Raw genomic sequence first — 25,110 nt, 5'->3', positions numbered from 1 at the left:
GCAAAAATTATTTAAAATATTTTTCGGCTTCTATTACAGATTCGGGCCTTCCTACATCTACCAGAATGCTGTCATGTACAAATCCGTGGATATGCTCAGTCTGCATCAGGTCAAGGTATTCCTCCATAACAGAAAATTTACCGGTTCTCTTTATCTTTTCAAAGATAACAGGGTTGATACAGTGAACACCGCTGAAAGCAAGAGCTTTAAAGCCTTTATTGAATTCTGCAAGCCTCTGTTCTCCCGACTGTACATTAAGCCAGCCTCTCAACACCAAATCATCATTAAAAAGCAATTTTCTCGAACTGTCTCTGTCAGAAACAGCTAAAGTAGCAAAATCTTTTATCTTTTTATGATATTCAACAAATGCGTCAATATTGATATCCGTTAAAATATCTGCGTTCATGATCAGAAAATCTTCCCCGTGATCGAGAAATTTTCTAGCAAAAATCAAGCCGCCTCCGGTTTCCAGCAATTCATCTTTCTCATCCGAGATTTCAATGCTGCATCCGAAATTACTGTTTTTATTTAAAAATTCAACAATCTGATTTCCAAAATGATGAATGTTGATTACAAAATCTTTTATTCCAAAGCCTTTAAGATAATTGATATTTCTTTCCAAAAGCGGGACGCCATTCACTTTGGCTAGAGCTTTTGGATGATGATCCGTAAATGGTTTGAGCCTTGTGCCTTTTCCGGCAGCAAATATTAAAGCCTTCATTTTTATTTATAATTGATGAATGATAATTGATGAATGATCACAAAAAAGATAATTTGATAAATGATGGTCAATATTACTTATTAATTAAATTCATTTATCTCTTGTCAATGATCATTTATGGATTTAGCTGATGCTGTTCGTCGTGGTGAAGACTTATTTCTATTCCTTCAGGGTACTTTTCTTTGATGAATTCAGCAATTTTGATTGCAGAATACACAGATCTGTGCTGCCCGCCGGTACACCCGAAATTGATCTGCAGGTTTTCAAACCCCCTTTCGAGGTAGTTATCTATATTGATTGAAATAATGGATTTTATTAATTCCAGAAACTTTGGCATTTCTGTTTTTGTTTCCAGATATTCCTGAACCCCGATGTCGTTTCCTGTCTGGATTTTATATTCCTCAATTCTCCCGGGATTTAAAATTCCTCTGCAGTCAAAGGTAAAACCTCCGCCGTTTCCTGAATTGTCCTTAGGAATTCCTCCTTTCTTATACGAAAAACTGTGTATGTCGATGTGTAGCATTCTTTTTATATTTTAATTAAACCATTAAGGTTCTTTAAGTTTTTAAGGTAAGTTAAGATTTTGATAAATCAAAATTAGTCAGGAAGTTCTTTAAAATATTCATTGATAAAAGGCCTTAGTGATTTTGTAATATTATTTGTAAAAAAATTAATCAATAAGCCCTGTGGTTTTTTAAGGACTTTCATATACGTCAGTAGTTGTGCTTCATGGATAGGGAGTATTTCTTCAACTGCCTTTAATTTTAAAATAATAGAGTCATTAACAAGTAAATCTACGACCAGTTTTGTTTCGATTTGTACCCCTTCATAATTAATCGGGACATATAACTGTTGCTTTACATCATAGCCGTTTTTAATAAGTTCTATTTTTAAACACTCCTCATAAATACTTTCAAGAAGACCGGGACCAAGAGTTTTATGCACTTTAATAGCAAAGCCTGTAATCTCATATGATAACTGTGTAACCTCTTTCTTTGTCATAAAGCTTAATATTTCTTAAAAACTTAAAGAATCTTAATGGTTTAAAATTGCATTAATTTTAAATTTAGATTGTTCCGAAGACAGTTGCTCTATAACTTTTTTCAGCTCAGGATAATCCTGCATCTGCTCCCAGGATCTTGCAAACTCTGTAATATTTTGAATTCCTTTTTCAAGGCTTGCTAAAAAATGCTGCTTCCTTTGAATTAATCCCCTGAAGCCATAAGCTCCGAGTACCTGAAGGAATCTCATCATCTGAATTGGCTTTACTGAATTTTTTAGTTGAATCTGAGTGTCTTCATTTTCAAATTGCCTGATATAATAATCAAGCATTTCATTTTTAAAATCTTCCGGAAAATTTGCCTTAGCCTGGAAAAGGAAAGAGATAACATCATACATCAGCGGTCCTTCCATAGCAGATTGATAATCTATAAACGAAACTTTACGATCTTCATCAACCATAATGTTTCTTGCCTGAAAGTCGCGGATCATTATTCCTTTGGGTTTAAGGCTTTCAATAAGTCTGGCGATCTGTTTGAACTCCTTAAGCAGGTCAGATTTACGATATTCAAGCTCCAGAACATCAGCTACAAAGTTTTTAAAGTAATACAGATCATGAATCACTGGAAGTTCATCATAACTTTCATATTCGAAAGTTTTTGAGAAATCAATCTTTTCCTGAGTTTGTATCTGAAGTTGGAAAAGCTTTTCCAATGTCTGTTTTACCAATGCTCTTACATGATCGGAAAGTCCTTCTCTGGTGATGATTTCTGAAAGAGTCTGCTCACCAAGAAATTCCTGTACATAGATTTTCCTGTCATCTGAAACAGCCAAAATATCCGGTGTATTGAGACCAAGTTCTGAAAATATTTCAGAATAATAGAGGAAACTTTCATTTTCAGGGATGTTTTCATTGCTGGTGACAATGTATTTTCTGTTACCTGCTTTGGCAAGGAAGTTTATCCTCGCCGAACCGCTTTGAGCCAGTGTAACGAACTCAAAAGAAGGCTCACCCAGATAATTTTCAAAAAATCGTTTTGCGTTTTCGGAAGTCATAATATGGAAACAAATATACTAATTTAATGGGAGTTGGAAATTAAGCTTGAGAAGGTAATACTGTCTGATGAGAAAGGGTGATTACTTGGCTTTCTTTTATCAAATTTTTATTTTATTATCTCAAACTCAGGTGAATTTGCAACCTAATTTTTATCTTTGCACCATGCTAAAGGATTTTAAACCGGTTTTAAACATTTTGCTGAGGTTCATTATCATTTATCTGGTGTTGCTTTTGGGATACCAGTTTTATCTGAATATCAGTAAGGCTGGCGGTTTGGATCCTTTTTCAAGAATGATTGCCAATCAGGTTGCATCTTTCCAAAAGGTGATAGGATTTCCTACGCTGCTTTATGATGATGTGAAAAATGAGCAGATTTGGTTTTATGTAAAAAGAAATTATGTGACGAGAATGGTGGAAGGGTGTAATGCTGTTTCCGTAATGATCTTGTTTGTAGCTTTTGTTTTTGCATTTTATAAAGGTTCAAAAACGTTTATTTTTGCTTTGGCCGGACTTGTCCTGCTTTATATAATGAATCTTCTGCGAATCGCGGGACTGAATATTGTGATGGTGGATTATCCGGAATACGGAAAAATGTTTCACGATTTTATTTTTCCGGCAGTTATTTATGGAACTGTGGTGGTTCTTTGGTTAGTTTGGATCAAATTCTTTGCTTTAAAAAATGAAAATTCTTAACTGGCTTTTGGTAATAGCAGGAATTTGTGGTCTTATAAGTGTGCGGATTCTTGAAGACAAAATTTTTTATGATCCTTTTCTTGAATATTTTCACGAAGCAAATAAAAATATTGCATTTCCTCAATTTGAATGGGGGAAATTAATTGCAGGGCATCTTTTTAGGTTTATCCTTAATCTGGGCCTTTCATGTTTTATTATCCAATGTCTTTTTAAAAACCGTCAGTGGACAGTACAAGGAGCATTACTGATTGTTATTATTTTCGTTATTACTTTTCCTATTTATCTTTATTGTATAAACGACAAATTTGATGTGGGATATCTTTTTTCGTTTTATATGAGACGTTTTGTGATCCAGCCTCTGGCTTTACTCTTGATTGTTCCAATGTTTTACTACAGAAAGCAATTGATGGCGAAAAACCAGTAAGCAGAAGGCTATCCTGCAGTGTGCTTGTCTACACTCGTTACATTTTCCGGAGTCCATTCCACTCTTTTTACAAAATCTTTCTCGCGGACCGGGCAGTCTTTGATCTGGCAGACGGGACATGAAACGGTTTTACAGTCATCCATGTGGAAATTAAATTCTACGCTTCTTTTTGTGTTTTCAGCTAGCAGAATAATCATTTTTTCCATTTCATTGTGAGCTTCCCGAAGGCTGTAATACCATGGTAAAGTAATATGGGCATCAATATGGAGGTTAGCTCCGAATTGCTGAATTTTCATATTGTGAACATCTATCCATTCTATTCTTCTGTTTTCTTCAAGAACCCTGATGATCTGGTTGAGCAGATCCGGGTCCTGTTCATCCATAATACCGCTTAAAGATTTTCTGACAATCTTATAGCCGACATAAATGATATAAAGTCCAAAAATAAGTGCAACTACGGAATCCAGCCAGTAAATCTTTGTGAAGTAAACAATAATTAAACTTATTACAACCCCTAATGTTGTTATGGTATCAGACTGAAGATGTTTTCCGGATGAAACAAGGACCAGTGAATTTTCTGCCTGACCTTTTTTGATGGAAATGTATCCCAGAAGATAATTAACAAGAGCAGTGGCAGCGATAATCCATATTCCGAGATCAATTTTTTCCATGATTTTTCCTACAATAAGGCTGTTTACGCCTTCATAGATGATCATGATACCTGCTATGGCTATTAAGGCTCCTTCAATACCGGATGTTACAAATTCTACTTTTCCATGGCCGTAAGGATGGTCTTCGTCTTTAGGCTTTGCAGCAAGATGAAGAGAGTATAGACCCATAAAAGCGCTGATGACATTGACGATACTTTCCATGGCATCGGAAAACACGGCATCGGAATTTGTGAGCTTCCATGCGATGATCTTTCCTATGAATAAGATGACTCCGAAAGTGGCAATAAGCTTTTGGAATCCTATTTTGTCTTTACTGGTAACGGTCTTTTTATTTTCCATAGTTTGATAAAAAAAAGAATCTCAATTCTGAGACTCTTTTTTAATTTGTTAGTTTAAACTAAGTTGTTGGCTGCTAAATATTCTGCAATCTGTACAGCGTTCGTTGCGGCTCCTTTTCGCAGGTTGTCTGCTACGATCCAGAGGTTGAGCGTTTTGGGCTGTGAAAGATCGCGTCTTATTCTTCCTACAAATACTTCATCTTTTCCTTCAGAATATAAAGGCATCGGATATATATTGTTTTTAACGTCGTCCATTACAATTACTCCGGGTGTTTCGGACAGGATCTTTCTTACTTCATCCAGATCAAATTCATTTTCAAATTCGATATTTACGCTTTCAGAATGTCCTCCCTGAACCGGAACTCTTACTGCAGTTGCTGTAAGATTGAATGTGTCGTCACCTAAAATTTTCTTAGGCTCCTTCATTAATTTAATTTCCTCTTTTGTATAATCATCATCTGCAAAAACGTCACAATGTGGTAAAGCATTTTTGAAAATCTGATTTGGATATACTTTTGCAACGGAATCGTCTCCTTTGATTTCAGCATTGAGCTGGTCTACGGCGGCTTTCCCTGTTCCTGTTACAGATTGGTATGTGGAAACAACCACTCTTTTCAGGTCATATTTTTTATTCAATGGACCTAAAACCATTACTAACTGAATAGTGGAGCAGTTTGGATTGGCAATGATCTTGTCTTCTTTAGTAAGAACATTTGCATTGATCTCAGGAACTACCAGTTTCTTGTCAGGATCCATTCTCCATGCTGAAGAATTGTCGATCACTGTTGTACCTGCTGCTGCAAAAAGAGGTGCAAATTCAAGGGAAGTAGATCCTCCCGCTGAGAAAATAGCAATATCAGGTTTGGCAGCTATAGCGTCATTAATGCTTACAATGGTATATTCTTCCTGTTTATACTTCACCTTTTTACCTATAGATCTTTCCGAAGCTACCGGAATTAATTCTGTTACAGGGAAGTTTCTCTCCTCCAAAACTTTAAGCATCACTTGTCCAACCATTCCTGTTGAACCTACTACAGCTACTTTCATTGATTTAATTAAAAAATTTAAGGTTAAACTATTACAAAGTTATCATTCATTATTGATAACTTATTTTATATTTTAAGCCCCAAAGACTCTTGTCCAAGGGAATGCAAATGCAAATAAACCTGCTGCGATAAGCCCCATAATTACAATTCCTAAAGAAATAGTATCATTGGACTTCACTTTTTTATTGATGATAGTCATCAATATTGCAGCAACCAGCATAGAAAACGGATGCTCTACAAACGTTTGTCTGCTATAAGGATCCTTCATTAATGTTCCGGCATCTAATGCTGCTTTAAAACCGGGTGAAAATATGAATAACAAAGATATTCCTATCAGAAACTGAACATGAAAGAAAATCATGGTAAATAGGGTAGTCTTCTTTAAAAATTTGTTCACTTTACCACTGAAGCCAAACATAGTGGCCAAAAGGGCAATAATAAATAACGAGACCAAAAGAAGTTCAAGATACCCGAATCCTTTGTGTGCACTGAGAAAAATCTTGTAAAAATCCATATTCAATTTTTTGTAGACAAAGATAACAAAAATCCCGGCTTTTCGCCGGGATTGATATTTATAAAATCTAATGTTTTTATATATTAGAATCTGTAAGAAAGAGATGCAGCCCAAGTTCTTCCGAATCCAAAGTAAACGTTATTACTAACATCAAGTCCTTTGTAGAAGTTTTTTGGATTTGCATTATAATTATCTAATTGCTGTTGGGCTGTTAATCCTCCTGCAATATCTTTATAATCTGATAATGTTTTCTTGTTTGAAGATCTTAAATCTGAAATATAAGTGGTATCAAATAAGTTATAGATATTCGCTGTAACTATTAGTCTGCTACCATTTGTCAAATTAAATGTATAAGAAGCCCCAACGTCTGTTAGATTATAAGAAGGAGCCTTCAAAGATCCCTTTTCTGCTCTGGCAGCTGGTATAACTCCATCTTTAATAATGTAGCTATTATTGATGCTAAATGTTCCGTATAAATTGTCATAATATCTCCAAGTTCCGAAAATATCAAGATTTTTAATAGGCTTCACTGTTGCTCCTAACGCAGCTGTTGTTTGTGCAGCGTCTCCAACTTTCAGCCCGTCCAAAGCCAGGGTAACTCCGTCTACTCCGTTGGTAGTAACTGGATCTCCGTTTACATCAGCAATTCTTCCTGTTGGGTTGTTTTTGTATTTCCAGTTTCCTAAAGAAAACATTCCGTTGAATTCCAACCAGTTTAAAGGCTTGTAGAATGTCTCTAATTCAACACCCATATGCACTTCTCGTACCCCTGTTAAACTTGCAGTACCATTCGTACCAGCGCTGCCATCACTATTAGTATAAGCAATACCAGTAACACGAACGAATCTGTCTTTCCAGTCTGTGTAATATCCATTCAGATTTGCTCTGAATTTTTCACTTTTGAATCCGTAACCGATTTCTACAGAAGATACTTTTTCGTTTCTTAAATCTTTGTTTTCAATTTGCTGATACAAAGAACCAAATGTTTTGGTTGGCAAAGAATAAGGGAAAATAGCGTTCTGATTTGGCTGTTTAGAATAAATACCAGCATTTACGAAAACATTGTGGTGTTCGTCGATGTTATAATTCACACCAGCTTTTGCATTATATCCAAATCTGAATTTTTGATCTGTTGTTTGGCTTACCGCTTGTCCTTGCTGTGTAGTAGATATACCAGTAGGAATAGCAGATGTTCCATCCCAAACCCACTTATCAATTCTTTGGTTGCTCTGCTCAGATGCAGAACCTTGAACAAACGCTGAAATTTTGTCGTTTGTATATTCTAACTGTCCGAAAACTCCTCCCCAAAGAACTCTACCATCGTAATTTCTATATACAATCTGTGATTTGTCCTTTATAGCAGTTGCAAACGGGTTTGCAGAAGGTGCTGGGTTATATGATTGTGTAACGGTATAGTAGGGAGATTGGTTGAAGTTTCCTGCTTCACGGTATTCTTTGTTTCCTAAGAAATCAGTAACAACACCTGGGTGGTAACCGTAGTAGTATCTTGCGTCTAAACCTACAGAGAAGTTCCAGTTATCATTAACTTTATGTTGGAAATTAGATAGAATTCCGTACCAGTCATGTGAGTTTACACTCGCTCTTCTGGTAATACCATTAGAACTTGTCCCAACAAAAGGTGTTTTGTTATTTGCTCCGAAATCTGCAACTGCTTGTCCTGTGTTCCAAGCGTAAATATCATCAAAACGAATCAAACCGTCTGCTGTTTTTGGTAAAGCATTGATGTTTTTTCCGTTGATAGAACCTAGAACTCCAGTTCCACCACCTCTACCCCAAGAAGCATATCCTACAGTGGATAATTTTGATTTTTCAGAAATGTTCCAATCCCAGTTGATAGATGCAACAGGTTTGCTATAGTAATTTACACTTTGTGAAAATTGTCTGCCATTTAAATATCCCCAGTTAGAATTGTATTTTCTATTAGGTTTGTCAGACAAAACACCGTCTAATCTTCCATCGCCCATATCCAAATCGGTTGCGATAGTGTTATTAAATGTTTGGTTATGCCATTGTGGTGCACCTGTAAAAGTGAATTGGAAATCGTGTTTTTTATTTGGTTGGAAACCTAAAGCGAAATAATAGTTGTACGCTTCAAAATCTGAACCGTCAATATACATTGCTCCGGCAGTTCTGCTCATCAAGAATGAAGTAGACCATCCTTTTGCAGATTTTCCTGTATTATAAGAGAATAAAGTTTTAAGATAACCGTCATTACCAAGACCTAAAGTTACATTACCTTCTCTCTTCTTGTCTGCAGCTCTTGTAACGATGTTTACTGTACCTCCAACAGAAGCAATTGCTAATTTTGAAGCTCCCAGACCTCTTTGTATCTGCATTGCAGAAGTTACATCAGAAAGTCCAGCCCAGTTAGACCAATATACAGTACCACCTTCCATATCATTAACAGGAACTCCATTAATCATTACTGCGGTATTAGAAGTATCAAAACCTCTTACATTCATACGTCCGTCTCCGAAACCACCACCACCTTTTGTAGCATAAATGGAAGGAGTTGTAGATAAAATCTCAGGGAATTCTTGGTTACCCAATCTTTGTACGATTTGTGCTTCTTTGATTGTTGAAACCGCTACCGGAGTTTTTCTATCTTTAGCGATATCAGCAACTCCTGTTAGTACAACCTGCTCAATGTCTTTAGACGTTGTGTCTTTAACAGTATCTTGAACTTGTTGTGCGTAATAAACACTAGCTGTAGATAATGTAATTATCGCAGTAAGCATTGATTTGTTGATTAATTTCATAATCGTTAGTAATAGTTAGATTTAATTTTCTGCAAAATTCGCGAAATAAAATTTAACTAATATTAACTGTATGTTAATTTTTACTCAATCTTAATAAGATTTAACTTATTGATTTTCAATTATATGAATAAAAATCGAATTTTTATATGAAAAAAATCATATTATTGAGTTTTTAACAAAATGGGGCTGTTTTTATTAAAAATATAACGCTATTTCACGGCTTTGAGACTCAAATCGATATTTTCAGCCGAGTGGGTAAGGGCTCCCGCGGAGATATAAGTAACCCCGGTAGAGGCAATTTCTTTTAACATATCACGGGTAATTCCGCCTGATGCTTCAGATTCACATGCGCCGTTGATCATTTCTACAGCCTGTTTCATCATCACGACATTCATATTGTCAAGCATGATTCTGTCTACTTTAGCTTTAATGGCTTCCTTAACTTCATCGAGATTTCTTGTTTCAACTTCTATCTTTAGTTTCTTTTTACTGGTTTTAACATAATCTTTTGCCATTTTAACAGCATTGGTGATGCTTCCGTTATAATCGATGTGATTGTCTTTCAGCATGATCATGTCATATAAACCATATCTGTGATTGGTGCCACCGCCTATGGCAACGGCCCATTTTTCACAAACTCTGAAATTAGGAGTTGTTTTTCGGGTATCTAAAAGTTTTGTTTTGGTTCCTACGAGTCTGGAGTCCCAGTCATGGGTAAGGGTTGCAATTCCGCTCATTCTCTGCATGCAGTTCAGAACGAGTCTTTCCGTAGAAAGAATAGATCTTGCGCTTCCTTTTACAATTAATGCAATATCTCCCACTTTAGCTGCTTCACCATCTTTAATAAAGATTTCAACCTTTAAATTCTTATCAAATGTTTTAAAAATAATTTCTGCCAGTTCAACACCTGCTAAAATACAGTCCTGTTTCACCAGAAGCTTAGCGCTTTGTTCCAGATCTTTTGGAATGGTGGAAAGTGTGGAATGATCACCATCTTGGATATCTTCCTCCAGAGCGTTTTTGATGAATGTTTTTAATACTTTATCGGTAGCGTAGCTTGGTTTTTTCATTTTTTGTAATTTTAATAATATATGGATGAACTTTTCCCAAATAGTAAATCATGGATAATAAATAGGAGAAGAACTTCATTTTCTTTAGCTTCTATTTTTTCAAATTCTATAAAATCTTTTATTCTTTCATTATTTTGATTAATGCCATCATATTCTAATAATTGAAGGTCCCGTTTTCCTTGAGATTTTATCTTATAATTCCATTTGAAATTTTCCCAATCATATTCCTGTGTAAAGTAATGGATTTTATTTTTATCAAAGCTTAAAATGAGATATTGGGGATTATTAATGTAATAAAGGCATAGGGAAAGTTTATTATCCATTATGAAATTGTTTAAATCTATATTGATAGCTTCTTTTGTCAATTTCTTTTTTCCAAATCCCAACATATTACAAATGATATTCAATACTAGCGGATATTTTGACTTTGAAACAAAAAATAATCTCAATAAAAAACAACCAATTTGTCCCACGATAGCTGCAAAAATAATCAGTATAAAATAGACTATTGTATTGAGTATTTTATTTGAAAAAATATTATCAGTACCTAATAGGAGTAATATTATTGCTCCAAATATTAACGAAATTACTATTCTGGACCAAAATAATATATTCGTTACTGTAAGAATACTTAGATCGGAAATTTTCATTACCTGTTAAAGTTCGAATTTAGGCTAGATCTTTATTATAAAATGCCCCTTTATTTTCCGTCATTTCCATAGACTGAGTAATGATGAGATGGGCAACGGTTGTAAGATTTCTTAATTCTGATAACTGTGGTGATAGAATAGAGTAGTGATAGATCTCGTCCACGGCAGCTGCGATTTCCTGGTGCTTCTGCAGAGCCATGCTCAAACGTCTGTTGCTTCGTACAATACCTACAAGGTCGCTCATCATTTCCTGAAGCTGTTTTCTGAGGTAGCTTACGATAACCATTTCATCCATAATCTTCATTCCTTCTTCATTCCATTCCGGAACGGCTTTAAGGTCATCGAAGTTAAAGCTGTTTTCATTGAGTAAAGAAACCGTTTTTATAGCTGCATTATGTCCGAAAACAAGACCTTCCAATAAAGAATTTGATGCAAGTCTGTTAGCGCCATGAAGTCCTGAATTGGTACATTCTCCCACCGCAAAAAGATTTAGGATAGAAGACTGCCCGTCCCTGTCTACTTCAATACCGCCCATCAGGTAATGGCATGCCGGAACCACGGGAATCAGCTGGGTGAAAGGATCAATTCCTTCATCTTTGCATTTTTTATAAATATTGGGGAAATGTTCTAAGAATTTTTCATGATTCATTTCCTTGCAGTCTAAGCCTACAAATTCATCTCCTGTGATTTTCATCTCGGCGTCGATGGCTCTTGCAACAATGTCTCTTGATGCTAACTCTTCACGCTCATCATATTTGTGCATGAATTTTTCGCCTCTTTTGGTTCTTAATTTTGCTCCGTCTCCACGAACGGCTTCTGAAATTAAAAACAGCATTCCATCCAATTTGCTGTAAAGAGCCGTCGGGTGAAACTGGTAATACTGCATATTGGAAACCTTACCTTTTGCTCTGGCTACGAAAGCAATTCCGTCTCCGGTGGCAATGGTAGGATTTGTTGTATTTTTATAAACGTGCCCTGCGCCGCCTGTAGCTACTAAAGTTATTTTGGACGTGATCTTTTTGATGGTTTTTGATTTTTCATCTAAGATGTATGCGCCATAGCAGTTAATATCTCCCTCACTTACTTCTTTTCCCGGAACATGGTGCTGTGTAATGATATCGATAACGTAATGATGATCAAGGATCTCAATATTCGGGCTGCTGTTGGCTGTTGCCAGAAGGGCTCTTTCAATTTCGAATCCGGTAATGTCTTTATGGTGAACAATTCTGTTTTCAGTATGGCCACCTTCTCTTCCCAAAGCAAATTCTCCGTTCTTCATATCGAAATTGGCACCCCATTCTACAATTTCATTGAATCTTGTGGGAGCTTCCCTTACCACCATTTCCACAACATCGCGTTTGTTTTCCCCGTCTCCGGCACGCATGGTGTCTTCAATATGTTTTTCGAAATTATCGTTTTTAAAATCGGTGACTACGGCCAGTCCGCCCTGTGCATATTTGGTGTTGCTTTCGTCTTCGTCAGATTTTGTTACGATGATGATCTTGGCATCAGGGAGCTGTTCAGAAACTTTAATGGCATAAGAAAGTCCCGAGATGCCGGAACCAATTACTAATACATCCGCTTTTATCATATGCTTGCTTTAGGTACGATCATTTAAATATTAAATAAATTTAAACAATTTTTCGTTTGGTTTTCTTACTTTTTTCATGTGTTGAAAATGATCTTCCTCAGAACGGTAACCCAGGGCCAGCGTGACGGTTACTTTTTCTGTTTCCGGATTGATATTGAGAATCTCTTCTATCAAATCCTGCCGGAATCCTTCCATAGGACATGAGTCTATACTTTCAATAGCAGCGGCGTACATCAGATTAGCCAGTACTATATAAGATTGCTTTTCGGCCCAGTTGAAAATCTCATCCTGTGTTTTTTGAGTAATATGCTGGTTAATACTTTTTCTGAAAAGATCGAGACTCTCAACGGGAGTTTCCCTTACTTCGGAAATGTGATTAAAATAGCCATGAATGTAGTTTTCCTCAATAGTTTTTTTCGAAATAATAACAATGAGATGAGAACACGTGGAAATCTGGGAAGGGTTATAAAAAGCAGGAATTAATTTTTGCTTCATTTCCTCACTTTCCACTACCAGTATTTTATAGGGTTGAAGTCCAAGGGAGCTGGCGGACAGTTTTCCTGACTCAAGAATGTTGAACAGGATGTCTTGAGGAATAATCTCATGATTGAATTTTTTCACAGAATATCTTCTGCTTAAAGCTTCCAAATAATTCATAGGACAAATTTAAGAATTGAATATGAATAAAGTGTGTTTATAATGAAATATCTCCTTTTGTGAAAATAAAAAAGATCACTCCAAATTTGAAGTGATCCAGGGTATTAAAAAAATAATCAATTTTTACTTTATTCTCTGTTCTTTACCATAATCCAGCCGGAGAATTTAATAGGTGTATTCTTACTGTTGTTTTCATTCCATGTAATAGAATACCAGTAATTTCCTGTAGGAACTTTCTTGCTTCCGTTGGTAGTGCCGTCCCATACATATCTGTTAGACTTATCTGCCTGGAAAAGCTTATATCCGTATCTGTCGAAGATTCCGATTTCCAGGTTCTTTTTGTTGGAAAGAGCGGAATAATCAATTGCATCATTTATGCCGTCTCCGTTTGGAGTGATCACGTTAATAAGATTTGGAACAGTAATATTAATCAGGATAGGTTCGCAATCATAGCTGTCCTTTACATATATTTTGGTTTCGCCTCTCGGTACATTGCTGAATATATTGGAATCCTGCCACTGTATATTATCCATTGAATATTGGTATGGTGGTGTTCCTCCGTTAACAAAAACAGTCACCGTACTTCCTGAGATATCAATATTGGTTACCACAGGCTGCTCTGAAGCATATACTTTCACCGTCTGCAATGTAATACAGTCTCCGGTTTTTAGCTTCACCCAGTAGGTTCCCACGCCAACGTTTGTGATGGACTGGGTTGTTGCACCTGTGCTCCATTCATAACCATTGAATCCGGGGCCTGCATCCAGTGTGGTTTTATCTTCAATACAAATGATCTTATCCTGTAATACGCTGGATAGAACCGGAGCAAGAACAGTTAATGTAACTTTTGCAATGGAATAACATCCCTGAGCATTGAACACTTTTACATAAATAACTCCGGATGGAGCAGTATAAGCCAAGAAACTTAAAATTTCATTAGTCCCGTTTACAGCATCCGTCAGAGATGGATAATATTTTTTTATGGCTCCTGTTAATGTGGTTACTGTTGCATTACTCAAGTTGAATGTGCCCAGTGAATGATTGGTTTCAAGGAAACATGATCTTAAAGATGCGTCGGTTACTACCACAACCGGGTTGAGGCTTAAGGTAACTTTTGCCACGCTCACACAGCCTTGAGGAGTAGTTACTTTTGCAAACAGTACTGCGGCTCCTGATGCATAAGCTGTAGGGTTCGGAATTTGGTTGATCCCTGCATTCAGTTCAGCCATTGTATTGTAGAATTCCATAGTACAGCCTGGAACTGTTGTTAGAGCTGCCGTTGTGAGATCAAACGTTGCAGTGCCGGCATTATTGTTATTACATCCTGTAAGTGTGGCGTCAGTTGCTGCAAAAGGTGTAGGATTTAACTGTATAACTCCGTCTCCATTGTCACAGAGCGTTGAGCTGGGATCTTTGATCACAACTTTGATCGTTGTATTGCCTGAGTATGCAAAATTTGTCGGATTCGCAATAGGGGTTGAACTTCCTAAAATATAATAGGTGAATACATAATTTCCCGGATTATTTACAAATTGTGAATTGAAAGAGGTTAAATCTACAGTTCCTGTACCGGTTGCAGGATTTGTACATACGAATGGTGTAACTGTAGCATTCAGGATAGGAACTTTATCTACATAAACCTTCACATTCTTGATAGAGTGTCTTGCACTGGCCCCTCCTGTAGCTGCTGAAAAACCGAAATATCCCTGACTCATTCCTATTGCGCCTCCTGAAGGAGCGAAAGACTGGTCAACAATGACAACACCGTCCAATTTGATTTTTATAATCCAGTTGGTGGGGTTGGTAAGGTCTGTTTCCCCGTTTACCTCTACATGTTTGAAAGTAGGACCTACAAATGGCTGGGTGGTAATAAGGTCTGGAGAGTGGAATGTACTCCCTGGAGTAGTATTGTATTCAATATTGTTTCCGGTGGTATTGTTGGTTCCGTAAAGCAAATGTATTTTACTCATCTGGCCTTCTGTAGTATTGTTGAAAATATCAAATCCTACCATAAGTCCGGATGCATTTCCGGGAATTCCAAGTCCGCCCCCAGATACAAATCCGGTTGGTGGATTGGCAAGGTACCAGAACGTAAATCCGTCCCCTCTGCCAAACTGGGTAGTTCCGTTTCCGTCAATTCTGAAGTCAAACTCAACCTTCCACTTGTCACAATAACTTAATGTGATCGGAGTGGCCAGCTTTATAGCTCCATAAAGGTTTCCGTTATCTGTTGTAAGTCTGATGAAGTCATTGTCTACAGCTGCATTTGAAACAAGATCCCAACCTGTAGTGTTAACAGGGTTTCCTGCAAGCTGGTAGGTCTGGGAAAACAGTTGTCCTGAAAAGCAAAGTAAGATAGTTAAATAATAAATGAGTAATTTTCTTTTCATATGATGCAATTAGTTTGAGGTTATTCTGTAAATATATTTGTTTTATCCTTTCGTATATAATGTATAATTGTCAATTGATTAATAAAAATTGTCAATTTTGTAATTAATTTTAAAAATATGTAAGGAATGATTAATGGTTGAAAGATTTCTTTCTTTACTAGGCTTAAAAAAGCAGGCAGATCTGTTTTATAGTAATTCATATCAAAAAAATCACTCCGGATAAGGAGTGATTTTTATTATAGAAAAGATATTATTCTCTGTTTTTTACCAATACCCAGCCTGAATATTTTGTGGCTGTATTGTTTTTGTCATTTTCATTCCATGAGATCGAGTACCAGTAAGTTCCTGTAAGGATCTTTTTGCCGAAAGCAGTGCCGTCCCACTTGAAGTTTCTTGTTTTATCAGCTTCGTAAAGTTTATTACCATATCTGTCATACACTATAAAAACAAGATTTTTCTTGTAAGCTAGTGCGGAATAGTCAATAAAATCATTAACATTATCGCCGTTCGGTGTAATTGCATTAATTAAATTCGGAACAGTGATCTGAACTTCAACAGGTGAGCAGTTGTAGAAATCTTTAACGAAAACTCTTGCTTCTCCTCTGTGTAAACCTGTAAATGTATTTGAATCCTGCCAGTCAATACCGTTTAAAGAATATTTATAAGGCGGAGTTCCTCCTGATACATTTACGGTTACTGTTGTATTGTTGATGTCTATACTTGTAATAACAGGATTTGCGGAAGCAATGACTTTTACAGTCTGCAGTGTAATGCAGTTTCCTGTTTTCAGCTGTACCCAATAGAGACCTACGCCAACTCCCTGAATGGAAGGAGTAGTTGCTCCTGTGCTCCATTCATAGCTGTCAAAACCTGGTCCTGCATCCAGATCGGTTCTTCCGTCAATACATATGATTTTATCTTTTAAAACAGAAGATAGTACAGGTGGCAGTACAATAAGGTTGACCTTTGCTACGGCAAAACATCCATTAGAATCTGTTACTTTTACATAGACTGCCGTGCTTGTTGACATGTATTGAGATGGATTCATGATCTCATTGGCGCCGCTTAAAGCATCTGCCACACTTACGTAATATTTCTTTGTAAAACCGCTGGTCAGCGTTGTTACATTGGCTGCAGTAAGGTCAAATATGGCATTGGCAATATTATTTTGAATGAAGCATGACCGCATTGTATCTTCTCTTACCGGAGTTTCAGGGTAAAATGTCAAAGTAATTTTAGCTGTACCCGTACATCCTTGTGGAGTTGTTACTTTTACATATACTACTCCGGCTGCAGAAGTGTAGGTGTTAGGATTGGTAATTTCGTTGGTGCCGGCATTAAGGTCATTCAGTGTTTTGTAATACTTTTTAGTTGCACCCACGACATCCGTTACAGCTGCATTATTAAGGTTGAATATTCCTGTTCCTGCCTTATTGTTGTTACATGTCGTTAAAGTTTTGTCAAGAAGTGTAAGCGGAGCAAGGACCAATAATATTTTACCATCCGGATTGTCGCATAATATTCCTGCATTGTCCTTTATGATTACAGTAACCGTAGTATTTGCATTGAATTGAAAATTTGTAGGATTGGCAATAGGAGTTGAACCTTGAAGGTAAGTAAATGTATAGTTTGAAGGGGTGCTTACAAACTGAGAATTAAAAGTTGTTAAATTCACAGACCCGAATCCTGTCGCAGGATTTGGACAGAAAGACTGGGTTGCTGTATTTTGTAAAATAGGAACTTTGTCTGTATAGATTTTTACATTTTTAATGGAATGCCTTGACTTTGCAGCTCCGGTAGAGGCGGAAAACCCAAAATATCCAATGGTCATTGCAGCGGCTGTGCCTGAAGGGGCAAATGACTGATTGCAGATTGTTGTACCGTCAAGGGTTATTTTTACGATCCAGTTGGTGGGAATCGCAGGGTCTACCTGAGCTGTTACTTCAACATGTTTGTACGTGGTTCCCTGGAAAGGTTGTGTGGTATTCAGGTCAGGTGAATGAAAAGAGCTTCCCGGAACATTGAAGAATTCCACATTGTTATTGTCTGTTGTATTGGCAACCTGACCATAGGCAACGTGTATCTTACTCATTGTAGCTGTGGTGGTATTGTTATAGGTGTCAAAACCTACAATAAAACCTACTGCATTTTGAGAAACTCCAAGGCCGGAACCTAATACACTTGCAACGGGAGGATTGGCCAGATACCAGAATGCAATTCCGTCTCCATTGAAGGTTTGGTTGGAATCCATCCTGAAATCGAATTCCACTCTCCATTTATCACAATATTTTAAGTTGATCTGGTCATTCAGTCTGATGGATCCGGATTGATTATTGGTGTCCGGAGTGAGCTGAATAAAATCTCCCATTACCTGCGTTGGGGCTACCATTGTCCATCCTGTGGTACTTACGGGGTTTCCGGTTAACTGATAGGTTTGGGAAAACACTCCTCCTGACAAGAAAAGCAGAAAGAGAGAAATGTAAGACAGTAAAAGTTTATTCATTGAAGTGGGATTACTTTTAATTAGATTCTGTAAATATATTAAATCCCGAGTAATTAATGTGTATTTAATGTTAATTTTACTGAAAATGATAATGAATTTTCAATAAATGATAAGAAGGGTGGGTGAATGATTAATGATATTGATATTAATTTAGATTTATTAAAAAAGCAAGTTGTTCTCCAGTCCTTCAAAATATGTGTCGATTTCAAGGTCGGGTGAGCTTGCTGCTGCTACAGCCAGTTTATCACAAAGTTCATTTTCGAAATGTCCTGCGTGACCTTTTACCCAATGCATTTTAGGTTTGTGTTTATTATACATTTCAATGAATCTTTTCCAGAGATCAGGATTTTTTACATTTTTCCATCCTCTTTTGATCCATCCTGAAATCCAGTTCTGGTTCACTGCATCCGCTACATATTTGCTGTCCGTATAAATATGAATATCATTCTCCGAAGATTTTAGTTTCTCCATAGCAGTAATGACGGCCAGCAACTCCATTCTGTTATTGGTTGTTTTTCTGAAACCTTTTGAAAATGTTTTCTGATAGTTCTTTTCGGGAACGCGCATAAGAATTCCGTAACCTCCTTTTCCGGGATTTCCGCTGCATGCACCGTCGGTGTATATTTCTATTCTCAAAAGCTCAGGTCTGTATAAAATTGATATTCCATTTAAAATTAAGTTTGAGGAATATCAAGTTGTTGTTTAATTAGAATATATTAATCTAGAATGGAAAATCGTCATCATCGTCGAAATCATTCATTGAGGATCCGGAAAGTTTTGAGCTGTCCGGAAGATCAAATGCGGCACCTGGTTGGATGGTTGTTTTAATTTTATCAAATCCACTCGGTTCATTAGATCCGAAATTGGAAGGATAGCCTCCCATGCCACCATTTAAAGCAGCTTCAATATCTCCGAATTTTGCAAAATGCTTAAGGAATGATAGTCTTACATCAGCAGTTGCACCATTTCTGTGCTTTGCGATAATGAGTTCCGCCTGGTTTTCCGTTGAGGTTTCCTGGCCTTCTTCATCGTTATCCCAAACGGCAATCTTATAATATTCCGGTCTGAAAATAAATGATACAATATCCGCATCCTGCTCAATAGCTCCGGATTCCCTAAGGTCAGATAGCTGAGGCCTTTTACCCGGACGGGCTTCCACACTTCTCGATAGCTGCGAAAGGGCAATAACAGGAACATTAAGTTCTTTGGCAATAGCTTTTAAGGAACGTGAAATCATGGAAATTTCCTGCTCACGGTTTCCTACTCCTTTTCCCCCGCCACCTGCAGTCATCAGCTGAAGGTAATCCACCATGATCAGTTTTACACCATGCTGCATTACAAGTCTTCTACACTTTGCACGGAAGTCGAATATAGAAAGGGAAGGGGTTTCATCAATAAAAAGTGGGGCATTTTCAAGCTCAGATACATTGGAGAACAGTCTTTGCCATTCTTCATCGTCCAAAGTACCTTTTCTCAGTTTTTCGGAAGAAATTTTGGTTTCCGAGGCAATCATTCTGGTGATAAGCTGTACGGATGCCATCTCGAGAGAGAAAAGCACCATCGGGATTTTGTGACCAACGGCTATATTTCTTGCCATTGACAGAAGAAATGCTGTTTTACCCATCGCCGGACGGGCAGCAATAATGATGAGGTCGGAATTTTGCCAGCCTCCCGTTTCTTTATCAATATCCCTGAATCCTGAAGGAACTCCTGAAAGTCCTTCCTTATCTTTTAAAGATTTAATAGTATCGATGGCTTGCTTTACCAATGAATTAGCAGTATCAAATCCCTTTTTGATTGTACCGTTGGTGATCTCAAAGAAAGATTGTTCAGCTTTATCCAAAAGTTCAAATACATCGGTAGATTCTTTATATGAAGAATCAATCACATTGGCAGAAACATTAATCAGGCTTCTTAAGATGTATTTTTCAAGAATAACACGTACATGGTATTCAATATGGGCAGATGAACTTACGCCCATGGTAAGATCAATAATATAATGATCACCACCTGCCTGGTTTAGTTTGTCTTCTTTTTTTAATTCCTGGATAATAGTCATCAGATCCACAGGATGGTTACCTTCATAAAGCTTTAAGATGGTACCGAAAATAACCTGATGTCTCGGGTCATAAAATACTTCAGGAGTAAGAAGGTCAATAGAGTGGTCAAGCCCCTTTTTGTCAATTAAAAAAGTTCCTATAACCAGTCTTTCAAAATCTACAGCATTGGGAGGCATTTTTCCATCCGCAATAGACAGTTCTCTTGCAAAGTTTCCATGTGTAAGGGATGATAATGTTTCTTTCTGCGCCATGTTGCAAAGATAGTTTATTTACAAAAAATAATTAATAAATAGTAACTAACAAGTTATTAGCAATTGTCTCTTAACTTGTAATGGACAGAATGTAAATGGATGTTAGTAAAAAACGGGGATCAAAAATAGAAAATTTTCAATAAGAAACATTCATCGGAATGAAACTGATCAATAATTTTTTTATTTATAATTAATGAAAATATTTTGCAATAAAAAAGACTGTCATAATTGACAGTCTTTCTTTTCTAATATAAAGAATGAATTTATTCTTTATTTTTTACCAGTATCCAGCCTGAATATTTCGTTTCGGTACTGTTTTTATCATTTTCATTCCATGAGATCGTATACCAGTAGGTACCAGTAGGAATTTTCTTGCCGGAAGCTGTTCCATCCCATTTATAGTCTCTCATTTTATTAGCTTCATAAAGCTTGTTTCCGTATCTGTCATATACAATGAAGATCAGGTTTTTCTTATAGGCTAATGCTGAATAATCAACCTCGTCATTTACTTTATCTCCGTTAGGGGTAATAGCATTGATCAGATTTGGTACGGTAACTGTAATCTGAACAGGAGTACAGTCGAAGGAATCTTTCAGGAAAATTTTATTTTCACCTCTAGGAAGCCCGCTGAACGTATTGGTTGACTGCCAGTTGGTACCGTCTATTGAATACATATAAGGAGGAGTTCCACCTGAAGCATTTACTGTGATGGTATTGTTGCTGATATCTACACTTGCAATTACCGGTTGCGAAGAAGCAAAAACGGTAACAGTCTGAAGCGTGAAGCATTTTCCTGTTTTCAGTTTCACCCAATAAACTCCTATGCCAGCATTGTTGATTGATTGTGTGGTAGCACCGGTGCTCCATTCGTACCCGTCAAATCCAGGTCCTGCATCTAATGTGGTTTTATCTTCAGCACAGATTGTTTTGTCTTTCAGTACAGAAGATTTTACCGGAGGAAGAACTTTTAAAGTAATCTTGGCGATGTCATAACACTGATTGGCATTGGTCACTCTTACATAAACCTCGGTACTTGCTGTAATATAAGCATTCTGAGGAGTAATCGGGTTGGTTTCTGCCTGGGCATCGTTTAATGTTTTATAGAATGCCTTCGTTTGTCCTGCTACTGCTCCTATATCAGCTTGTGTAAGGTCAAACTTAGCCTGCATGATATCACTTTCAATATAACACTCTTCCAATATTGCATCCTTCAATGTAATTACCGGATGGAATGATAATGTAATGGCTGCTGTAGCTGTACATCCGAACGCGGAAATTACCTTAACATATACTATTTTCTCAGGTGAAATATAATTGGTAGGATTAGTAATCTCATTGGTATCGGCATTCAGGTCAGCCAGGGTAGGATAGTATTTTTTCGTAACAGTTCCGGTGAATACGTCTGCGGTTGTCAGATCAAATTTTCCTGTACCTTCACTGTTGTTATTACATGCAAAAATAGTTGCGTTTTTCGCTGTAATGCTTGCATTTACAAATTTAAACTTACCACTTATAAAACATTTGTTAATAACACTTCCGGGATTATCCGGGTCAAAGTATCGGATTCTGTAGTAATAAGTGGTTGTCCCATTTACAGTAGCAATTGTAAGTGGATTATCCCCTGTAATAAGATCATTGACATTGTTATGGTAAGTAACCTGGAAATTAGGATTGTTTCCATTAACAATACCAGGTGTAAGAGTAGTGAAGTTAAATTGCGAAGGAAGCCCACATACCATAACTGTACTAGGATCATCCGGATTAGCTCCAGGAATACCAGGTGGGATAAAAGGGTTAGGTGCCAGAACAGGATCGTTAAATGCTGAACTTAAGGTAGCAGTACCACCCCATGTCATTTTAAATCCGTCTGGAGAACTTCTGAAGTTGTCTACAACCAGGTAATAGGTTTCTCCCGCCTGTACCTGCATGTAGGGGCTCCACTCAGCTGCGTTTCCTGCATTCCCATTTGTATTGGGAGGTGGAGGTGGAGGCAAAGTCAGGGTAAGTCCTGTGTTTCCTGTTGGAGTACTACCGTTGTAGTTACATCTTAATGGGGTTACAAAAGTGTTACCGGTATTTAAGGAAGTGCACCCATTGGTGGTAGGACCATAGACTGCAAAATCGTAGTCATCAGAATTTACATTGGGATCAATAACAAATGTTAAAGTTCCGGGGGTAGCAACAGTAAAAGTATACCACACTGAGAAATTTTCACTTCTGCCCAGACATCCGTTTGCCGATAGATTTTCTGCAATATTTCCATGTCCTGATGGGGTGTATGATAGTTCGGAGTTTCCACAGAGAGGAATTGCCGTGACGCAATCCGACTGTGCATAAAACACCTGGGCTATAAATAAGATTAAAAGAAGTAATGTTTTTTTCATGTTTAAAATGATTTTTGTGAAACAAGATTTGAGTAAAATAAAGTTATCAGCATTTATGTTAAAAAAACCGCCCCGTAGAGCGGTTTTTGTTTTGATAAGAGATTATTCTCTATTTTTTACCATTACCCATCCTGAGAATTTGAATGGAGTATTCTTTTTATCATTTTCATTCCATGTTACAGAATACCAGTATGTTCCTGTAGGTATTTTTTTACCGGCTACTGTTCCGTCCCACTTATATCCGTTAGATTTATCAGCCTGGTGGATTTTGGTACCATATCTGTCAAAGATACTGAATATAAGACCATTTTTACCGGACAATGCCGAATAGTCTATAACATCATTTATACCATCCCCGTTTGGAGTAATCACATTAATAAGGTTAGGTACAACAACTGTGATCTCAATTGGTTCACAATCATATGCGTCCTTTACATATACCGTATGATCTCCTCTTGCAACATTGTTGAATACATTAGAATCCTGCCAGATAATATTGTCCATGGAATATTTATATTCAGGAGTTCCTCCGATAACGTTTACAGTTATGGTAGTACTTGAAATATCAATACTTGAAACAACCGGCTGCTCGGAAGCATACACTTTTACCGGCTGTAATGTGATACAGTCTCCTGTTTTTAATTTTACCCAGTAGGTTCCAACACCTACATTGGTAATAGTTTGCGTAGTTGCTCCTGTACTCCATTCATAACCATTAAATCCAGGACCTGCATCCAATGTTGTTTTATCTTCGATACAGATAATTTTATCCTGAAGCACGCTCGAGTAAACTGGAGAAAGTACAGTTAGCGTTACTTTTGCTATAGAATAACAGCCTTGTGCATTAAATACCTTTACGTAGATTACTCCTGATGGAGCAGTATAGGCTAAGAAGCTTAAAATTTCATTCGTTCCGTTTACCGCATCTGTCAGAGAAGGGTAGTATTTTTTTGTAGCACTTGTCAGTGTAGTTACTGTAGCATTGCTCAAGTTGAATGTTCCCAGTGAAGGATTAGTTTCAAGGAAACATGATCTAAGTGATGCGTCTGTTACAGGTACCAATGGATGGAATTTCAAAGTGATTTCAGCTGTTGCCTTACACCCGAATTCATTGGTTGCTTTCACAAATATTTTTCCTTCAGCTGATACAAACTGGTAGATAGCCGGGCTTGTAATTTCGTTCGTTCCTGCATTCAGGTCGAACATGGTAGGATAGTATTGCAATACATGATTAGGACCGGCTCCAACAGTAGCTGTTGTAAGGTCAAACATTGCTGTACCAGCACCATTATTGCTACAGCTTGTAAGTGTGGCATTATTTAATGTAAAGCCTCCGTCCCTGAACTTAAATTTTCCTGTAATGAAGCATCCATTCATTGGGTTTGTAGGATTTGCAGGATCCTGATATACAATTCTGTAGTAATAAACCTGTGTAAGATTTACCACTTCTGTTGTGATAGGGTTTCCTCCCGTAATGGCATCATTGGTATTTTTATGATAGCTTACTTTGAAGTTTCCGCTGTTACCATTTATAATTCCCGTGCTTAGCGTAGCAAAGTTGAATGGAGTAGCAAGTGAACATACTGTTACTTCATTCGGATCAGTAGGGTTAGCAGCAGGAAGTCCTGGAGTTACAAATGGATATGGAGCCAAAGTCGGGTCGTTAAATGCAGAGCTTAAACTTGCAGTACCTGACCATGTTAATGAAAAACCATCTGGTGAACTTCTGTAGTTATCTACAACAAGATAATAGGTTTCACCAGCCTGTACTACCATATGTGGGCTCCATTCTGCTTGGTTCCCTGCACTTCCATTAGTATTTGGCGGTGGCGGCGGCGGTATTGTTAGCAATAAACCTGTATTTCCCTGAGATGAACCTGTACCGTTGAAATTACATCTGAGAGGTGTTACAAAAATGTTGTTGTTACTCAAAGAAGTACAGCCATTCGTCGTAGGACCATAGACTGCAAAGTCATAGTCATCGGTATCAATGGTTGGATTAATAACAAATGCTAATGTTCCGGAGGTTGATGCCGTGAAGCTGTACCATACGGAAAAATGCTCATTATCCGCATCACTCAGACACGAATTGAGACCAATGCCTTCATCGATGGTACCATGGCCTGAAGGAGTATAAGAAATATCTGAGTTTCCGCAGATAGATATTGCACTAATACAATCTGATTGTGCATATAAGACGCGCGAACAGATGATTAGAAAAACGAGTAATGCTTTTTTCATAAAGGGGGATTTAAAAAAGACAAATATAAAAAATTATTAAAGTTAAATTAAAGTTTTTGTGATATATTTA

General features: G+C 37.2%; 20 protein-coding genes. 2 read left to right on the top strand and 18 right to left on the bottom strand.

Going from position 1 to position 25,110, the window contains the following annotated elements; genetic code table 11:
• Positions 1 to 7: 7 nt before the first annotated feature.
• From ACQWU4_RS08865 to ACQWU4_RS08850, 4 genes are all read right to left on the bottom strand, one after another.
• Positions 8 to 721, bottom strand: coding sequence for a nucleotidyltransferase family protein (locus tag ACQWU4_RS08865; protein ID WP_429935409.1), 714 nt, complete (start codon positions 719 to 721; stop codon positions 8 to 10).
• Positions 722 to 836: 115 nt separating this feature from the next.
• Positions 837 to 1,244: a RapZ C-terminal domain-containing protein gene (locus ACQWU4_RS08860; protein ID WP_429935408.1), complete on the bottom strand. Its 408-nt coding sequence runs from the start codon at positions 1,242 to 1,244 to the stop codon at positions 837 to 839.
• A gap of 74 nt (positions 1,245 to 1,318) precedes the next feature.
• Positions 1,319 to 1,723 carry a GxxExxY protein gene (locus ACQWU4_RS08855; protein ID WP_429935407.1) on the bottom strand — a complete coding sequence of 135 codons (405 nt, stop codon included), beginning with the start codon at positions 1,721 to 1,723 and terminating at the stop codon, positions 1,319 to 1,321.
• A gap of 33 nt (positions 1,724 to 1,756) precedes the next feature.
• The gene (locus ACQWU4_RS08850) at positions 1,757 to 2,776 is read right to left on the bottom strand and encodes an aminoglycoside phosphotransferase family protein (protein ID WP_429935406.1); all 1,020 of its coding nucleotides are present in this window, start codon (positions 2,774 to 2,776) and stop codon (positions 1,757 to 1,759) included.
• 163 nt (positions 2,777 to 2,939) lie between these two features.
• Here ACQWU4_RS08850 and xrtF point away from each other — a divergent pair, with 163 nt between their 5' ends.
• Both xrtF and ACQWU4_RS08840 read left to right on the top strand, forming a co-directional pair.
• Positions 2,940 to 3,470, top strand: coding sequence for an exosortase family protein XrtF (gene xrtF, locus ACQWU4_RS08845; RefSeq protein ID WP_429935405.1), 531 nt, complete (start codon positions 2,940 to 2,942; stop codon positions 3,468 to 3,470).
• Positions 3,457 to 3,894 (top strand): exosortase F system-associated membrane protein, encoded by a 438-nt coding sequence (locus tag ACQWU4_RS08840; RefSeq protein WP_429935404.1) that lies wholly within the window; start codon positions 3,457 to 3,459, stop codon positions 3,892 to 3,894. The genes xrtF and ACQWU4_RS08840 overlap by 14 nt, the downstream gene beginning before the upstream one ends.
• An 8-nt stretch (positions 3,895 to 3,902) precedes the next feature.
• Here the strand turns inward: ACQWU4_RS08840 and ACQWU4_RS08835 are convergent, their stop codons facing one another.
• From ACQWU4_RS08835 to ACQWU4_RS08770, 14 genes are all read right to left on the bottom strand, one after another.
• Entirely contained in the window at positions 3,903 to 4,904 is a 1,002-nt protein-coding gene (locus ACQWU4_RS08835; protein WP_429935403.1) for a cation diffusion facilitator family transporter, read from the bottom strand.
• A 53-nt stretch (positions 4,905 to 4,957) separates the two neighbouring features.
• On the bottom strand, positions 4,958 to 5,950 hold the full coding sequence (locus tag ACQWU4_RS08830; protein ID WP_429935402.1) for an aspartate-semialdehyde dehydrogenase: 993 nt from the start codon (positions 5,948 to 5,950) through the stop codon (positions 4,958 to 4,960).
• A 72-nt stretch (positions 5,951 to 6,022) separates the two neighbouring features.
• The gene (locus tag ACQWU4_RS08825) at positions 6,023 to 6,463 is read right to left on the bottom strand and encodes a hypothetical protein (protein WP_429935401.1); all 441 of its coding nucleotides are present in this window, start codon (positions 6,461 to 6,463) and stop codon (positions 6,023 to 6,025) included.
• Between the two features lie 83 nt (positions 6,464 to 6,546).
• Positions 6,547 to 9,243 (bottom strand): TonB-dependent receptor, encoded by a 2,697-nt coding sequence (locus tag ACQWU4_RS08820; protein WP_429935400.1) that lies wholly within the window; start codon positions 9,241 to 9,243, stop codon positions 6,547 to 6,549.
• A 209-nt stretch (positions 9,244 to 9,452) separates the two neighbouring features.
• On the bottom strand, positions 9,453 to 10,313 hold the full coding sequence (gene nadC / locus ACQWU4_RS08815) for a carboxylating nicotinate-nucleotide diphosphorylase (RefSeq protein ID WP_429935399.1): 861 nt from the start codon (positions 10,311 to 10,313) through the stop codon (positions 9,453 to 9,455).
• An 11-nt stretch (positions 10,314 to 10,324) separates the two neighbouring features.
• On the bottom strand, positions 10,325 to 10,963 hold the full coding sequence (locus tag ACQWU4_RS08810) for a hypothetical protein (protein WP_429935398.1): 639 nt from the start codon (positions 10,961 to 10,963) through the stop codon (positions 10,325 to 10,327).
• Positions 10,964 to 10,982: 19 nt separating this feature from the next.
• Positions 10,983 to 12,554 (bottom strand): L-aspartate oxidase, encoded by a 1,572-nt coding sequence (nadB, locus tag ACQWU4_RS08805; RefSeq protein ID WP_429935397.1) that lies wholly within the window; start codon positions 12,552 to 12,554, stop codon positions 10,983 to 10,985.
• A 30-nt stretch (positions 12,555 to 12,584) separates the two neighbouring features.
• Positions 12,585 to 13,211, bottom strand: a complete 627-nt coding sequence (locus ACQWU4_RS08800; protein ID WP_429935396.1) for an NAD(P)H-dependent oxidoreductase — start codon at positions 13,209 to 13,211, stop codon at positions 12,585 to 12,587.
• A gap of 128 nt (positions 13,212 to 13,339) precedes the next feature.
• A complete protein-coding gene (locus ACQWU4_RS08795; RefSeq protein ID WP_429935395.1) occupies positions 13,340 to 15,601 on the bottom strand; it encodes a T9SS type B sorting domain-containing protein in 2,262 nt (753 codons plus the stop codon).
• 250 nt (positions 15,602 to 15,851) lie between these two features.
• Positions 15,852 to 18,104, bottom strand: coding sequence for a lectin-like domain-containing protein (locus tag ACQWU4_RS08790; protein ID WP_429935394.1), 2,253 nt, complete (start codon positions 18,102 to 18,104; stop codon positions 15,852 to 15,854).
• A 159-nt stretch (positions 18,105 to 18,263) separates the two neighbouring features.
• Positions 18,264 to 18,740, bottom strand: a complete 477-nt coding sequence (gene rnhA, locus ACQWU4_RS08785; protein WP_429935393.1) for a ribonuclease HI — start codon at positions 18,738 to 18,740, stop codon at positions 18,264 to 18,266.
• 85 nt (positions 18,741 to 18,825) lie between these two features.
• Positions 18,826 to 20,415, bottom strand: coding sequence for a replicative DNA helicase (gene dnaB / locus ACQWU4_RS08780; RefSeq protein WP_429935392.1), 1,590 nt, complete (start codon positions 20,413 to 20,415; stop codon positions 18,826 to 18,828).
• A 263-nt stretch (positions 20,416 to 20,678) separates the two neighbouring features.
• Entirely contained in the window at positions 20,679 to 22,799 is a 2,121-nt protein-coding gene (locus ACQWU4_RS08775; protein ID WP_429935391.1) for a T9SS type B sorting domain-containing protein, read from the bottom strand.
• A 102-nt stretch (positions 22,800 to 22,901) separates the two neighbouring features.
• Positions 22,902 to 25,040, bottom strand: a complete 2,139-nt coding sequence (locus ACQWU4_RS08770) for a T9SS type B sorting domain-containing protein (RefSeq protein ID WP_429935390.1) — start codon at positions 25,038 to 25,040, stop codon at positions 22,902 to 22,904.
• Positions 25,041 to 25,110: the final 70 nt, after the last annotated feature.

The sequence above is a fragment of the Chryseobacterium sp. MIQD13 genome, from assembly GCF_050496705.1.
Classification (GTDB): domain Bacteria; phylum Bacteroidota; class Bacteroidia; order Flavobacteriales; family Weeksellaceae; genus Chryseobacterium.
This window is presented reverse-complemented; position numbering and strand designations above follow the sequence as displayed.

Coding starts and splice junctions, on each gene's coding strand:
- ACQWU4_RS08865 (WP_429935409.1), bottom strand. CDS start 721: ATGAAGGCTTTAATATTTGCTGCCGGAAAAGGCACAAGGCTCAAACCA.
- ACQWU4_RS08860 (WP_429935408.1), bottom strand. CDS start 1,244: ATGCTACACATCGACATACACAGTTTTTCGTATAAGAAAGGAGGAATT.
- ACQWU4_RS08855 (WP_429935407.1), bottom strand. CDS start 1,723: ATGACAAAGAAAGAGGTTACACAGTTATCATATGAGATTACAGGCTTT.
- ACQWU4_RS08850 (WP_429935406.1), bottom strand. CDS start 2,776: ATGACTTCCGAAAACGCAAAACGATTTTTTGAAAATTATCTGGGTGAG.
- xrtF (WP_429935405.1), top strand. CDS start 2,940: ATGCTAAAGGATTTTAAACCGGTTTTAAACATTTTGCTGAGGTTCATT.
- ACQWU4_RS08840 (WP_429935404.1), top strand. CDS start 3,457: ATGAAAATTCTTAACTGGCTTTTGGTAATAGCAGGAATTTGTGGTCTT.
- ACQWU4_RS08835 (WP_429935403.1), bottom strand. CDS start 4,904: ATGGAAAATAAAAAGACCGTTACCAGTAAAGACAAAATAGGATTCCAA.
- ACQWU4_RS08830 (WP_429935402.1), bottom strand. CDS start 5,950: ATGAAAGTAGCTGTAGTAGGTTCAACAGGAATGGTTGGACAAGTGATG.
- ACQWU4_RS08825 (WP_429935401.1), bottom strand. CDS start 6,463: ATGGATTTTTACAAGATTTTTCTCAGTGCACACAAAGGATTCGGGTAT.
- ACQWU4_RS08820 (WP_429935400.1), bottom strand. CDS start 9,243: ATGAAATTAATCAACAAATCAATGCTTACTGCGATAATTACATTATCT.
- nadC (WP_429935399.1), bottom strand. CDS start 10,313: ATGAAAAAACCAAGCTACGCTACCGATAAAGTATTAAAAACATTCATC.
- ACQWU4_RS08810 (WP_429935398.1), bottom strand. CDS start 10,963: ATGAAAATTTCCGATCTAAGTATTCTTACAGTAACGAATATATTATTT.
- nadB (WP_429935397.1), bottom strand. CDS start 12,554: ATGATAAAAGCGGATGTATTAGTAATTGGTTCCGGCATCTCGGGACTT.
- ACQWU4_RS08800 (WP_429935396.1), bottom strand. CDS start 13,211: ATGAATTATTTGGAAGCTTTAAGCAGAAGATATTCTGTGAAAAAATTC.
- ACQWU4_RS08795 (WP_429935395.1), bottom strand. CDS start 15,601: ATGAAAAGAAAATTACTCATTTATTATTTAACTATCTTACTTTGCTTT.
- ACQWU4_RS08790 (WP_429935394.1), bottom strand. CDS start 18,104: ATGAATAAACTTTTACTGTCTTACATTTCTCTCTTTCTGCTTTTCTTG.
- dnaB (WP_429935392.1), bottom strand. CDS start 20,415: ATGGCGCAGAAAGAAACATTATCATCCCTTACACATGGAAACTTTGCA.
- ACQWU4_RS08775 (WP_429935391.1), bottom strand. CDS start 22,799: ATGAAAAAAACATTACTTCTTTTAATCTTATTTATAGCCCAGGTGTTT.
- ACQWU4_RS08770 (WP_429935390.1), bottom strand. CDS start 25,040: ATGAAAAAAGCATTACTCGTTTTTCTAATCATCTGTTCGCGCGTCTTA.